This is a genomic window from Pseudarthrobacter sp. fls2-241-R2A-127 (assembly GCF_030209355.1).
Lineage (GTDB): Bacteria > Actinomycetota > Actinomycetes > Actinomycetales > Micrococcaceae > Arthrobacter.
In genome coordinates, this window is sequence record NZ_JARVSF010000008.1 from 258,550 (window position 1) to 271,059 (window position 12,510).

General features: G+C 64.2%; 14 protein-coding genes. 8 read left to right on the top strand and 6 right to left on the bottom strand.

Annotated elements, in window-relative coordinates; translation table 11 throughout:
• The first annotated feature begins 120 nt into the window (after positions 1-120).
• The 4 genes from QRN53_RS05820 (at position 121) to QRN53_RS05835 (ending at position 3,563) form a co-directional block, all read left to right on the top strand.
• Entirely contained in the window at positions 121-1,113 is a 993-nt protein-coding gene (locus QRN53_RS05820; RefSeq protein WP_285243062.1) for a DUF1852 domain-containing protein, read from the top strand.
• A 20-nt stretch (positions 1,114-1,133) separates the two neighbouring features.
• Positions 1,134-2,180, top strand: coding sequence for a methionine synthase (locus QRN53_RS05825; RefSeq protein ID WP_285243063.1), 1,047 nt, complete (start codon positions 1,134-1,136; stop codon positions 2,178-2,180).
• A 2-nt stretch (positions 2,181-2,182) separates the two neighbouring features.
• Positions 2,183-2,755 carry a flavin reductase family protein gene (locus tag QRN53_RS05830; RefSeq protein WP_285243064.1) on the top strand — a complete coding sequence of 191 codons (573 nt, stop codon included), beginning with the start codon at positions 2,183-2,185 and terminating at the stop codon, positions 2,753-2,755.
• A 91-nt stretch (positions 2,756-2,846) separates the two neighbouring features.
• A complete protein-coding gene (locus QRN53_RS05835; protein ID WP_285243065.1) occupies positions 2,847-3,563 on the top strand; it encodes a YoaK family protein in 717 nt (238 codons plus the stop codon).
• An 81-nt stretch (positions 3,564-3,644) separates the two neighbouring features.
• On the opposite strand, the gene QRN53_RS05840 is transcribed toward QRN53_RS05835, so the two are convergent.
• The 3 genes from QRN53_RS05840 to QRN53_RS05850 are packed head-to-tail and all read right to left on the bottom strand — an operon-like array spanning position 3,645 to position 6,137.
• Positions 3,645-4,538, bottom strand: coding sequence for a TrmH family RNA methyltransferase (locus QRN53_RS05840; protein ID WP_285243066.1), 894 nt, complete (start codon positions 4,536-4,538; stop codon positions 3,645-3,647).
• A gap of 7 nt (positions 4,539-4,545) precedes the next feature.
• On the bottom strand, positions 4,546-5,331 hold the full coding sequence (locus tag QRN53_RS05845; RefSeq protein WP_285243067.1) for a sulfite exporter TauE/SafE family protein: 786 nt from the start codon (positions 5,329-5,331) through the stop codon (positions 4,546-4,548).
• A gap of 20 nt (positions 5,332-5,351) precedes the next feature.
• On the bottom strand, positions 5,352-6,137 hold the full coding sequence (locus tag QRN53_RS05850) for an ABC transporter ATP-binding protein (RefSeq protein WP_285243068.1): 786 nt from the start codon (positions 6,135-6,137) through the stop codon (positions 5,352-5,354).
• 124 nt (positions 6,138-6,261) lie between these two features.
• Here QRN53_RS05850 and serB point away from each other — a divergent pair, with 124 nt between their 5' ends.
• The gene (serB, locus tag QRN53_RS05855) at positions 6,262-7,155 is read left to right on the top strand and encodes a phosphoserine phosphatase SerB (RefSeq protein ID WP_285243069.1); all 894 of its coding nucleotides are present in this window, start codon (positions 6,262-6,264) and stop codon (positions 7,153-7,155) included.
• Positions 7,156-7,228: 73 nt separating this feature from the next.
• Here the strand turns inward: serB and QRN53_RS05860 are convergent, their stop codons facing one another.
• Together QRN53_RS05860 and QRN53_RS05865 are read right to left on the bottom strand one after the other, a co-directional pair.
• Positions 7,229-7,981 (bottom strand): SDR family oxidoreductase, encoded by a 753-nt coding sequence (locus tag QRN53_RS05860; RefSeq protein ID WP_285243070.1) that lies wholly within the window; start codon positions 7,979-7,981, stop codon positions 7,229-7,231.
• 139 nt (positions 7,982-8,120) lie between these two features.
• Positions 8,121-8,846 (bottom strand): beta-ketoacyl-ACP reductase, encoded by a 726-nt coding sequence (locus tag QRN53_RS05865; protein ID WP_285243071.1) that lies wholly within the window; start codon positions 8,844-8,846, stop codon positions 8,121-8,123.
• Positions 8,847-8,998: 152 nt separating this feature from the next.
• Between QRN53_RS05865 and QRN53_RS05870 the strand changes: the two genes are divergently transcribed.
• From QRN53_RS05870 to QRN53_RS05880, 3 genes are read left to right on the top strand one after another with little or no spacing between them, the layout of a single operon-like run.
• Complete coding sequence (locus tag QRN53_RS05870) at positions 8,999-9,427, top strand: DUF3099 domain-containing protein (RefSeq protein ID WP_285243072.1); 429 nt, start codon at positions 8,999-9,001, stop codon at positions 9,425-9,427.
• Positions 9,424-9,684, top strand: coding sequence for a hypothetical protein (locus QRN53_RS05875; RefSeq protein WP_285243073.1), 261 nt, complete (start codon positions 9,424-9,426; stop codon positions 9,682-9,684). The genes QRN53_RS05870 and QRN53_RS05875 overlap by 4 nt, the downstream gene beginning before the upstream one ends.
• Positions 9,685-10,563: an SURF1 family cytochrome oxidase biogenesis protein gene (locus QRN53_RS05880; protein WP_285243074.1), complete on the top strand. Its 879-nt coding sequence runs from the start codon at positions 9,685-9,687 to the stop codon at positions 10,561-10,563.
• Positions 10,564-10,820: 257 nt separating this feature from the next.
• Here the strand turns inward: QRN53_RS05880 and QRN53_RS05885 are convergent, their stop codons facing one another.
• Positions 10,821-12,419, bottom strand: a complete 1,599-nt coding sequence (locus tag QRN53_RS05885) for an ABC-F family ATP-binding cassette domain-containing protein (RefSeq protein ID WP_285243075.1) — start codon at positions 12,417-12,419, stop codon at positions 10,821-10,823.
• Positions 12,420-12,510 lie beyond the last annotated feature (91 nt).

Sequence of the window (12,510 nt, forward strand, 5' to 3'; positions counted from 1 at the left end):
AGGAAAATTCTATATGAATGCATAGTAACGCCTAGTTACTTGATACCCCCTGAAAAGCTGCACCATGGACACGTCCCCTTTGAAAGGCCGTCTCCGGCCCATCTCCAAGATTGGCAGCGCATGGCCGACGACTTCACCTTCAGCATTACCACCACCCGCTTCGACGAGGACTACTCCCCGTCGGAAGGCTCCCGGATCACGACGAACTTCGCCAACCTGGCACGGGGCGAGCACCGTCAGGAGAACCTCCGCAACGCCTTGACCATGATTCGGCGCCGTTTCAACGATCTTGCAGACTGGGACAACCCGGACCGGGACCGCTACGCGCTCGAGCTTGAGATCGTTTCCGTGCAGATTCAGTTCACAGCGGAAGGCACGGATCAGCAGTTCCCGCTGTTCGAGGTTCTCGATATCCAGATCGTCGACCTGCTCAACGGGGTCCGCCACCAAGGGATCGTCGGCAACAACTTCTCCTCCTACGTCCGGGACTTCGACTTCAGCGTCGTACTGCCAGCGGCAGCCGGGGACTCAGGCAAGCCCACGGTGCCTGAGGACTTCGGCGATCTTCACGGCAAGCTGTTCCAGCACTTCCTCGATTCCCCGGTCTGCCGTGAACGCTTCCCGCAGCCGCCAGTGGTGTGCATCAGCGTCTCCACGAGCAAGGCGTACCGGCGAACGGAGAACCGCCACCCGGTCCTGGGCGTCGAGTACCAGCAGGACGAGTTCTCGCTGACGGACGCGTACTTCGCAAAGATGGGGCTGCGGGTGCGCTACTTCATGCCACGCGGCAGCGTTGCGCCGCTCGCCTTCTATTTCCGCGGCGACCTGCTCAACGACTACTCCAACCTGCAGCTCATCGGCACCATCAGCACCATGGAGACGTTCCAGAAGATCTACCGCCCGGAGGTCTACAACGCGAACTCCGCCGCCGCCCACGTCTACCAGCCGAGCCTGGGCGAGCAGGATTACTCGCGGACCCAGATCGCTTACGACCGCGTCGAGCGCGGTCAGCTCGCGATCACGCAGGCGAAGTACACGGAGGAGCACTTCATCAAGCCCCACAAGGATCTGTTGGACCAGTGGACCGCCAACTACCCCGCCCTCGTCAACTGACCCACGGAGAATCGTCAATCATGAACACACTTTTGCCCACCACCGTCGTCGGCAGCCTGCCGAAACCATCGTGGCTCGCACAGCCGGAGACTCTTTGGTCCCCGTGGAAGCTGGAGGGAGATGCGCTGCTCGAGGGCAAACAGGATGCGCTGCGCATCGCCATCCACGAGCAGAGCCTGCGCGGCATCGACATCGTCAGCGACGGCGAGCAAACCCGCCAGCACTTCGTCACGACCTTCATCGAGAATCTCAGCGGGGTCGACTTTGAACGACGCAAGACCGTGCGCATCCGCGACCGCTACGACGCGAGCGTACCGACCGTCGTCGGACCGGTGCGCCGCGAGCGGCCGGTATTCGTCGACGACGCAAAGTTCCTCCGCGCAACCACTGACCGGCCGATCAAATGGACTCTTCCCGGTCCAATGACGATGGTGGATACGCTCTACGATGACCACTACAAGAGCCGCGAGAAGCTGGCCTGGGAGTTCGCCACGATCCTGAACCAGGAGGCGAAAGAACTCGAGGCGGCCGGCGTGGACATCATCCAGTTCGACGAGCCCGCATTCAATGTCTTCCTCGACGAGGTCAAGGACTGGGGCGTGGCTGCGCTTGAGAGAGCCGCAGAAGGACTGCGCGCTGAGACCGCCGTGCACATCTGCTACGGCTACGGGATCAAGGCGAACAACGACTGGAAGGCGACGCTCGGCTCACAGTGGCGGCAGTACGAGGAAACGTTCCCGCTGCTGCAAAGCTCCAGCATCGACATCATCTCGCTGGAATCGCAGAACTCCCACGTGCCCATGGACCTCATCGAGCTCCTCCGCGGCAAGAAAGTCATGCTCGGGGCAATCGACGTCGCAAGCGAGACCATCGAGACCCCGGAGGAGGTCGCCAACACCCTCCGCAAGGCTCTGCAGTTCGTCGATGCGGACAAGCTCATCCCCAGCTCCAACTGCGGCATGGCACCGTTCCCCCGGGACGTCGCACTGGCCAAGCTGAGTGCCCTCAGCGCAGGAACGAACATCATTCGCGAGGAACTCGCCTGCTCCGCCCCCAAGGTGTCATAACGATGTTCCATGCTTACCCCACGGACACATGGCTCGAGGCTCCCAAGCAAAGCTTCCCGTCCTCCCTCTCGGCCAACGAATTCAAGTCACTGTTCCGTGGCCATCCGGGAGGTGTCGCCGTCATCACGGCCGATGCCGGCGAAGGACCGGTGGCACTGACGGTATCTTCGGTCGTGTCAGTGAGTGCCGAACCTCCCTTGATGATCTTCTCGGTCTCGGCACTGTCCTCTGCGTCCGACGTACTTTCCCGCGCCGAAACCGTCGTCGTGCACCTGCTGGACGCACACGACGTCGACCTGGCGAAGTTTGGAGCGACCCCCGGCGCCGACCGCTTTGACCAGACGCACCGCTGGTCGACCCTTGCAACCGGCGAAGCGGTGTATGAGGACGTCCGCGCCTGGGTGCGCTGCGCCGTCATCGATCGCATGGAGGTGGGGACCTCCACGATCATCGCCGTTCACGCCCTGGAGTCCCGCGTGATGCGTGACGTCCAAGCGGGCGAACCCGGCGACGCTCTGGTCTACCACAACCGTTCATGGCACCGTCTGGGCGAGCACTCCAAGCTTGACGCCTGATTGACGATGACCCCCTTGCCCAGCTGGGCGACAAGCATGTCCGAGGGGTGGTCGCAGAGGCCAACCCTCACGATGAAGGATCCCTTAAACCATGGCATCAGCTGTAGCCGGCTCAGGTACCAAAACCGCCTCTGCCCCACACGAAAATGCGTCGTCTCCGGAGAAATTCCGACTGATGCTCATGATGGCCCTCACGCTCGTTACAGGTGTGGTTGACGCGGTCGGCTACCTTGGACTTGATCACGTCTTCACCGGAAACATGACCGGCAACGTGGTGATTCTTGCGATGTCGTTGGCCGGGGCGGCGAACCTGCCAACTTTGGGCCCGCTGGTAGCACTGGGCGCCTTTCTCCTCGGCGCGGCGGTTGCCGGATCTACGCTCCAGTCAGGCCCGAAAGGCTGGAACCGCAGGGTGACGCTCCTTCTCACAGCGGGTTGTATCGCGTTGACGGGAACCGCCGCCGTCTCCCTCATCGTGGACGACGTCGGCCGGCAGTCCATTCATGTCATTATTGCCGCAGTGATCGCCATGCACATGGGCTCCCAGGCCCTGATTGCGCGGCATTTGGGCGTACGAGACATGACCACAGTGGTCATTACTTCCACAATGACTTCCCTCGCCGGAGAGTCACTTGTGGGCAAGCAACGGCCCCGGTTACTCAACCGACGGCTGGGCGCTGTCCTTGCCATGTTCGCCGGGGCCGCCAGCGGAGTACTCCTGCTCCAGATCCATTTCAGCGTCCCGATCGTCCTCGGCACCGCCATCACCGCCGCTGTGACGTTCCTGGGGAGTCGCCGCTGGCATTGATGCGGTACATCCCACCGGCGCATCGCCAGCTCTTCAATTGGTCCTGACACCGTGGCCGGGCGGGTGCGTCAGGCCCAGCCATCACCTGGTCGCGTAGAAGGCGACTGCCGACGAGGCAGCCACGTTGAGGGAGTCGACGCCGTTCATCATCGGAATTGTCACGCGCGCGTCGAGCACCTGGTCGGTCTCAGGCCTCAGCCCCTCTCCCTCCGTGCCGAAGACCAGCGCCAGGTTCGGGTGGTCCTGGGCGACCAGCTCATCGAGTGTGATGGCGCCTTCGCCGAGCGACATGCCGGCCACGAAGTAGCCTGCTTCCTTGAGTACCTCAAGGTCCCCAGGCCACGACTCGATTCTGGTCCATGGCACTTGGAACACTGTCCCCATCGACACCCGGATGGAGCGTCGGTAGAGCGGGTCGGCGCACTGTGGAGAAACCAGGACAGCGTCGACGCCAATGGCTGCGGCGCTGCGGAAGATCGCCCCTACGTTTGTATGGTCGGTGAGGTTCTCCAGGACCGCGATCCTTGATCGACCCGGCATACGAGCTCGATCAGGCTCTTGTGTTTTGCGATCACTGAGATTGGCGTGGTCCACGATGTCCTCGAGGGCTGCAACGCGGCGCGCAGCGGCCAGGAGCTCCGGCAGCGGCGCCGGGGCAGGGCGTTGCATCGCCGCCATTGCCCCGCGGTGAAGGTGGAAGCCTGTGATTTGCTCCAGCAAGGCCGCCGAACCAATAAAGGCTGGAACATCGGGGTAGGCCTGGAAGACGTCGTCAAGGCCGGCCATCCATTTCTCGGCCAGGAAGAACGACCGCGGCGTGTGGCCCGCCGCCAAGGCCCGGCGGAGGACCCGCGACGATTCGGCGATATACATCCCCTCAGCGGGCTCGCGAAGCTTGCGCAGGTGGACATCGGTCAGTGTGGTGTAGTCACTGACGCGCGGGTCATCGGCGGATTCGAGGTAGTGGAAGGTCACCGGGTGATTATTTCAGCAGGTTGGCGATCATGACGCCGAGGGCCACGATGCCCAGGCTGAAGATCACGGCGCGCAGGACCCGCGGGGAGAGCTTTCGCCCTACTTTGGACCCCATGAGTCCGCCAATGGTGGAACTGACTGCGATGAGCAGCACTACCAGCCAGTTTATCCGGTCGAAGGCGAACAGGAGGTACGAGATGGCGGCCACCATGTTCACGCCCAGCACCAGGATGTTCTTCATGGCGTTGGCATTCTGGATAGTTCCGGTAAGGAACACGCCCAGAATGCCGACCAGCAGGATTCCCTGCGCGGCAACGAAGTAGCCGCCGTAGACGCCGGCCAGGTAGACCAGGAGCACCAGGAGGAACCCGTGGCGCTTGTCCCGGACTGCGTGTTCGGGATTGGTCTCGCGGTTGCGCACCCAGTCCTGGAGCCGCGGCTGGAAGATAACCATCAACAATGCGAGGACAAGGAGGACGGGGGCGACGTAGTGGAAGACCTGTTCGGGCAGGTGCAGCAGCAGCCAGGCCCCCGTGATTCCGCCGAGGACCGACGCCGGCAGGAGGCGGAGCACTTGGCGGCCACGTCCTGCGAGCTCCCGGCGGTAGCCGAAAGCTCCTGCGCCCGTCCCGAAGACCAGCCCCATGGCGTTGCTCATCGAGGCGGTTACGGGTGCCACGCCCAGGGCTATGAGCACCGGAAAGGTGACCAGGGTGCCGGAGCCAACTACTGCGTTGATGGTGCCGGCCCACAGGCCGGCGATGAACACAATGATGCTGCTGAAGAATTCCACAACGGTGCGGCAGGCGTGGTTTAGCGGCGCGCTGTTGCGGTGTAACGGCCCGCGTTTTCGGACACGTCCAGGGGAAGGCCGAAGGTGGTGCTCAGGTGCTCTTCGGTGAGGACCTCGGTGATGGGGCCGGCTGCCACCACACCGCCGTCGCGCAGCAGCATGGCATGGGTGAATCCAGGGGGAACTTCTTCAAGGTGGTGGGTGACCAGGACCATGGCCGGAGCTGCCTCGTCGCGGGCAAGCTCGCCCAGCTTGTGCACCAGTTCCTCGCGGCCGCCGAGGTCCAGGCCGGCGCCCGGCTCATCCAGCAGCAGCAGCTCGGGATCGGTCATCAGGGCGCGGGCGATCTGGACGCGCTTCCGCTCCCCTTCGGACAGGGTGGCGAAGGTCCGGTTGAGCAGCGGGCCCATGCCCCAGTCGTTCAGGAGCCGGAAGGCGCGCCGTTCGTCGTCGCGTTCGTACCCTTCCCGCCAGCGGCCGGTCACCCCGTACGCGGCGGTGACCACCACGTTGAGGACGTTTTCATGCTCGGGGATCTGGGTGGCAAGGGCTGCCGAGGACAGGCCAATGCGTGGGCGGAGCTCAAAAACGTCCACCCGGCCAAGGATCTCGTCAAGGATGCCTGCGGTGCCGCTGCTGGGGTGGAGCCGGGCTGCCGCAATCTGGAGGAGGGTGGTTTTGCCTGCGCCGTTGGGGCCCAGGATGACCCACCGTTCGCCCTCGTTGACCTGCCAGTCGACCTTGTCCAGCAGGGTCTTCTTACCTCGGACAACGCTGACGGAGTCCAGTTCCAGAACATCACTCATAGGAATAGACACTAGGACAAAAAAGATGATGACTGATAACCGGTGTGAAGGTCTCCAGAAGCCCACTAAGGCGGCCGCGCAATGATTTCAAGGGACACCCTTGCCGCTCGATAAGATTGCAGGCATGACTTCGAACGTGACTGCGGTCAGCTACGGCCAGAATATGACCCCCAACGGGCTGGAGCAGCTGCGTTCCGTCCTTGCCGCACAGGGCGCCCAGGTGCTGTCCGAGAGTCAAATGGGTGACGGCCGCTACCAGGTGTCCGTGGCTGACCTCGCACTTCCGGACGCGACGGCGGCCGGACTCGCGGCCCTCCGGCGGGCCGTGGCGGAGGCCGCGATCGGGGGGTTTGACACCGCCCTGGTGCCGGCGGCCCTGCGCGCCGCTGAACGGAAGCTGCTGATCATGGACGTCGATTCCACCCTGATCCAGCAGGAGGTCATCGAATTGCTGGCTGCCTATGCCGGCAAGCGAGAAGAAGTGGCCGCTGTGACCGAAGCCGCCATGCGCGGGGAACTGGATTTCGCGCAGTCCCTCCACGCCCGGGTGGCGGTCCTCGCGGGGCTGCCGGCCGACGTCGTCAATTCCGTCCGCCACGAAGTGAAACTCAGCGAAGGCGCCGCCGAACTGGTGGCGGCGTTCAAGGCCGCAGGCCACGTGGTTGCTGTGGTCTCCGGTGGTTTCAACCAGATCCTCGCGCCGATCGCCGCGGACCTTGGCCTGGACTACTGGCAGGCCAACGAACTCGAAATCGTGGAAGGTGCGCTGACCGGCAAGGTGCTCGGCGCGGTGGTGGACCGGGCCGCGAAGGAGAAGTACCTGCGCGAGTGGGCCGCGGCGGAGGGCATCGCCCTCGAAAACACCGTTGCCGTGGGTGACGGCGCCAACGACCTGGACATGCTCGGCGCGGCCGGCATTGGGGTGGCATTCAACGCCAAGCCGGCCGTGAGGGCGGTAGCGGATGCCGCAGTAAACCTGCCGTACCTGGACGCGGTCCGCTACATCGCCGGCGTGTGAGCCCCCGTTAAACCCCTGATGGGCCCCGCTTGGCGGAGCCCATCAGGGGTTTAAGGGGTGAAACAGCGGGCGGTTACTGGACGCCCTTGCCGAAGTAGTCTGCGCCGCCCGCGTACTCGGTGTGGCCGGACTCGACGTCGGCCGTTGCCATACCGGCCACAACCTGGGCGAATTCCTCCACGGAGTACAGCTTCCCGGCTTCGGCGCGGCGTGCCTCGATGGCACCTGGCGTGGAGCGGTCCAGAAGCGTGGCTGTGACGGTGCCTTCGATCATGTCTCCGGAGACCACCACCAGGGAGATGCCTTTCTCCGCGAGGTTGGGGATCAGCTCCCGGAGGGCGTCCTCACCGGCGCGCTTGCTGCGCGCAACGGGCTCGTACGCTTCCATGGTGGGAACGCTGTTGATGAAGTGGGCCTGGTGGCTGGTGACGAACACCACGCGGGAGCCTTCCCTCATGAGGGGAACCGCGGCGTTGAGCATGTTTACCTGCGCGTCGCGGTTCAGCTTGAGGGCGTAGTCCTCCCCCATCCCGGTTTCCATGCCTCCGGAGGCGTTCAGGACCAGGATGTCCAGGGACCCGAAGTTTTCCATGGCTGCGCTGGCCAGTGCCTGCACGCCCTCCTGTGTGGTGAGGTCGGCACCGATGGCTACGGCACGGCCGCCCTCCGCCTCGATTCCCTGCACCACTTTGTTGGCGCGGGGCGCCTTCTGGCGGTAATTTACGACGACGGCGGCGCCTTCCGAGGCGAGGATCTTGGCTACATCGGCGCCGATGCCCCGCGATGATCCGGTGACGATGGCCGTCTTGTTGTCCAGCAGTCCCATACGAGCTTCCTTTGTTCGAAACATCCAAATCGTTGTGGCCTGCAGTCCATCATGCCAGCGGCTGTCCCCAATGCCTTTGTCCAACGTCGACAAATAAGGGCCACCGGGCTAGTGCATGCAGGACCGTCAGCCGGGCCGGTCAGTGCCCCATGCCCAGGCCGCCGTCCACCGGGATGACAGCCCCTGAGATGTAGGCGGCTTCGTCGCTGGCGATCCAACGGACCACATTGGCAACCTCGGACGCTTCGGCGAAGCGGCCGGCCGGAATGCTGGCCAGGTAGTCCTTCTGGGTAGCTTCGGGGAGTTCGGCGGTCATATCCGTGTTGATGAAACCGGGGGCCACCACGTTGGCGGTGATGCCGCGTGAACCCAGCTCACGGGTGAGCGACCGGGCGATGCCCACCAGGCCGGCTTTGGACGCGGAGTAGTTGATCTGGCCCGGAGCGCCGTACAGGCCGGACACCGAGGAGATCAGGACCACGCGGCCCTTGCGGAGCCGGATCATGCCCTTGGACGCGCGCTTGATGACGCGGAACGCACCGGTGAGGTTGGTATCGATGACGGAGGTGAAGTCGTTCTCGCTCATGCGCAGCAGCAAGGTGTCCTTGGTGATGCCGGCGTTGGCCACCAGAACTTCCACCGGACCGTGGGCGGCTTCCACTTCCTGGAACGCGGCGTCCACGGATGCCTCATCCGTCACGTCGGCCTTGACGCCAAGGATCCCTTCCGGCAGCTGCGATTCACTGCGGTAGGTCACGGCCACTTTGTCGCCGTTGGCCAGGAATGCCTGTGCGATGGCCAGGCCGATACCGCGGTTTCCGCCGGTGATCAGGACGCTGCGGGCTGCGGAAACTGCTTCAGTCATAGAGGGCTCCGGTTTTCTGCGGCAGGCTGGGCCGCGGTTGCGGTGAGTGCTTTGGGCTGCCTCCGATCTTAGCGGCAGGCCCGGTATGGGTTTGGGCAGCACTGCCGATGGTGCGAGAATTGAGGGAAGCCTTTGGAGCGTGATTATTCACCGTGACCCTTGAAAACCATGCGGGACATTCCGCGCCCGGAGAACCGGACCGTTTCTCCGGCGATACCGAGGTACACAGCATTACCGAAGCTGCTGGATCTCATTCGGAGGATATGCGCCAGCGGATGATCAAGTACGCCCTGGCGATGGGCATCCGCATGGTGTGCCTGGTGCTGATTTTCGTGGTGGACGGCTGGTTCAAGATCATTGCCGTGGCCGGTGCGGTCTTCCTGCCTTGGGTGGCGGTGGTCATAGCCAACGGCAACGACAAAGCAGAGGGGCACAGCGACCTGCTGATCGATTCCGCGCCCCTGGCCGAACTCGAAAGCCCGGCTCCGCCGGCCGAGGACGAAGAAGCCGGCAGTGCGCTGCTTCAGGGTGAACTGGTAACAGAGGACGAGGAACAGGGAGAGGGGCGGCAGGCGCCATGAGCATCTTCGATTTCGCAGCAGGATCGGACGTGGCCTCGGAGGCGGCAGCCCTCTGCTCACGGAAAGCCTGCAGGGCAGAGGCGTCCTGGCAGCTCCTGTGGAACAACCCCAAGATCCATGCTCCCGAGCGGCGGAAGACCTGGCTGGCCTGCGCCGAGCATCGGGACTGGCTGGAGGAATACCTGCAAACACGGGGCCTCTGGAAGGAAACCCTTCCCCTGCCGGCGGACGCCGCCCCAGTGGAGCAGGACATCTGAATGTACCGTTTCCTCTTCTCCAGCAAATGGCTGGGCTATTTGCTGCTGGCCGCCATCTTTGCCACGGCTTGTGTTTTCCTTGGCCGCTGGCAGATGGACCGCCGCGCCGAGACCCTGGCCGAAATCAACCGTGTGGTCAACAACTATTCGGCCACGCCCATCCCTTTCTCCCAGGCGAAGGACCAATTCGCCCAGCTGGACCCGGCCAAGGAGTGGACCCAGGTTGAGCTCAAGGGAACCTACGATGCTGCCGCACAGCGGGTCGTGAGGAACCGGCCCCTCAACGGCCAACCCGGGTATGAGGTTGTTGTTCCGTTCCGGTTGGACAGCGGCGAAACTGTGGTGATCGACCGGGGCTGGCTGCCCATCGGAAACAAGAATCCCGGCAGCCCGGATTCGGTGCCGGCGCCCCCGGCCGGTGAGGTGACCGCCGTCGTGCGTTTGAAGCATGGCGAGCCGGAGCTTCAGCGGGGGGCACCTACGGGGCAGTTGGCCTCCATCGACCTGCCCACCTATGCGGCGCAGCTCGGCTATCCGCTGTTCACCGGTGCGTACGGCCAGCTGGCCTCGGAGACGCCGGCTGTTGCTGACATGCCCGTCGCATTTCCCAAACCGTCAACCGACGAGGGGACGCACCTTTCCTACTCGCTTCAGTGGTTCGCTTTCGGTGTGCTCATGTTTGTCGGCTTCGGCTACGCGGCCCGGCAGCAGGCACGCAACGCAGCAATTGACGCCGAGGATGATGAGGAGCCGCTCGCTGACGGAGCGGTGCATTCCGCTGTCCCGGCCGCCCGCCGTCGGCCGGTAACGCCGCGGAAGCGCTCCAAGGCGACGGCCGAGGAAGAGGAAGACGCCCTCCTGGACGCACAGGGGTTCTAGGACATGGGGAAGCACGACGGCGGTCCCTTGGCCAGTTGCGTGTCTTCCGTCCGCTTCGCAACGTGCGTGATTTCCCGCGTGCTGGCTCGTTCCTCGCCTTTGACGCACGCTACGTAAATCACCCACGCTGCTGCGCTCGTGCCCGGCAAGCCGGCGCGAACGCCAGAGGAGTCACCCCGACGCGACGAGCCGAACCAGGCAACGAAAGTCGAACCCTGCGGCCGGGGGTGCGAACGCAGCCCTCACGCTCAGGACAGCTAGGCCAGCGTAATCAGGTCCAGGTAGTCCTCGTTCCAGAGGTCTTCCACGCCGTCCGGAAGCATGACAACGCGTTCCGGGTTGAGGGCTTCGACAGCGCCCTCGTCGTGGCTGACCAGGACGACCGCACCGGTGTAGTTCCGGAGCGCGCCGAGGATTTCGGCGCGGCTGGCGGGGTCCAGGTTGTTGGTGGGCTCGTCGAGGAGGAGGACGTTGGCACTGGAGGCCACGATGGTGGCCAGGGCCAGGCGGGTCTTCTCACCGCCGGAAAGCACGCCGGCAGGCTTGTCGACGTCGTCTCCGGAGAACAGGAACGAGCCCAGGATGCCGCGGACCTCCGCGTCTTTCATGTCCGGCGCGGAGGATCGCATGTTCTCGAGCACCGTGCGGTCGTGGTCCAGTGTTTCGTGTTCCTGGGCGTAGTAGCCCACTTTGAGCCCGTGGCCCGGGATGACTTCACCGGTGTCGGGGGCGTCCACGCCGGCGAGCATTCGCAGCAGCGTGGTCTTGCCGGCGCCGTTGAGCCCCAGGATGACCACCTTGGAGCCGCGGTCGATGGCCAGGTCCACGTCGGTGAAGATTTCCAGCGAACCGTAGGATTTGCTGAGTCCGTCCGCGGTGAGCGGGGTCTTGCCGCACGGCGACGGGTCAGGGAACCGCAGCGCTGCCACGCGATCCTGCTCGCGGACCGCTTCCAGGCCGCTGAGCAGGCGTTCGGCGCGCTTGGCCATGTTCTGCGCGGCAACGGCCTTGGTGGCTTTGGCCCGCATCTTGTTGGCCTGGTCCATGAGGACCTGGGCTTTCTTTTCGGCGTTGGCGCGTTCACGCTTGCGGGCGCGCTCATCCGTTTCGCGTTGCTGGAGGTAACGCTTCCAGTCCATGTTGTAGAAGTCGATCTGGGCGCGGTTGGCGTCCAGCAGGAACACCTTATTGACGGTGGCTTCGAGCAGGTCAGTGTCGTGGCTGATGACGATCAGGCCGCCCTGGTGGTTCTTCAGGAAGTCACGCAGCCAGGCGATGGAGTCGGCGTCGAGGTGGTTGGTGGGTTCGTCCAGGAGCATCGTCTCTGCGTCGGAGTACAGGATGCGGGCCAGTTCCACACGGCGACGCTGGCCGCCGGAAAGCGTCTTCAGCGGCTGGTTCAGCAGACGGTCCGGGAGCGCGAGGTTGGAACAGATGGACGCCGCTTCAGCCTCGGCCGCGTAACCGCCGGCGGCCAGGAATTCCGATTCCAGCCGGTCGTAGCGGTTCATGGCCTTCCGCTGGATGTCCGCGTCCTCGCTGGCCATCTCGTCGTGGGCCTTGCGGAGTTTGCCGACGACGACATCAAGTCCGCGCGCGGAGAGGATGCGGTCCCGGGCCAGCTGCTCCATGTCGGGAGTCCGCGGATCCTGCGGCAGGTAGCCGATTTCACCGCTGCGGGTGACTTTGCCGGCGGCCGGAAGGCCCTCCCCTGCCAGGACGCGTGTCAGTGTGGTCTTGCCGGCTCCGTTCCGGCCCACCAGGCCGATCTTGTCGCCTTTGTCGATGCGGAAGCTCACCTGATCCATGAGGAGCCGGGCGCCGGCACGCAGTTCAAGATCCTGGACAGTAATCACAGCAGGTAAGGCCTTTCACAAACAGGGATAAGCCGCGGCCCGGAGCGTCTGTGGTTGGGCGGGGCGGTAAACGGCCGGAGAACGGCACAGT

Excerpts from the sequence above, each read along its gene's own strand:
- QRN53_RS05820 (WP_285243062.1), top strand. The coding sequence starts at position 121 with ATGGCCGACGACTTCACCTTCAGCATTACCACCACCCGCTTCGACGAG.
- QRN53_RS05825 (WP_285243063.1), top strand. The coding sequence starts at position 1,134 with ATGAACACACTTTTGCCCACCACCGTCGTCGGCAGCCTGCCGAAACCA.
- QRN53_RS05830 (WP_285243064.1), top strand. The coding sequence starts at position 2,183 with ATGTTCCATGCTTACCCCACGGACACATGGCTCGAGGCTCCCAAGCAA.
- QRN53_RS05835 (WP_285243065.1), top strand. The coding sequence starts at position 2,847 with ATGGCATCAGCTGTAGCCGGCTCAGGTACCAAAACCGCCTCTGCCCCA.
- QRN53_RS05850 (WP_285243068.1), bottom strand. The coding sequence starts at position 6,137 with ATGAGTGATGTTCTGGAACTGGACTCCGTCAGCGTTGTCCGAGGTAAG.
- serB (WP_285243069.1), top strand. The coding sequence starts at position 6,262 with ATGACTTCGAACGTGACTGCGGTCAGCTACGGCCAGAATATGACCCCC.
- QRN53_RS05860 (WP_285243070.1), bottom strand. The coding sequence starts at position 7,981 with ATGGGACTGCTGGACAACAAGACGGCCATCGTCACCGGATCATCGCGG.
- QRN53_RS05865 (WP_285243071.1), bottom strand. The coding sequence starts at position 8,846 with ATGACTGAAGCAGTTTCCGCAGCCCGCAGCGTCCTGATCACCGGCGGA.
- QRN53_RS05875 (WP_285243073.1), top strand. The coding sequence starts at position 9,424 with ATGAGCATCTTCGATTTCGCAGCAGGATCGGACGTGGCCTCGGAGGCG.
- QRN53_RS05880 (WP_285243074.1), top strand. The coding sequence starts at position 9,685 with ATGTACCGTTTCCTCTTCTCCAGCAAATGGCTGGGCTATTTGCTGCTG.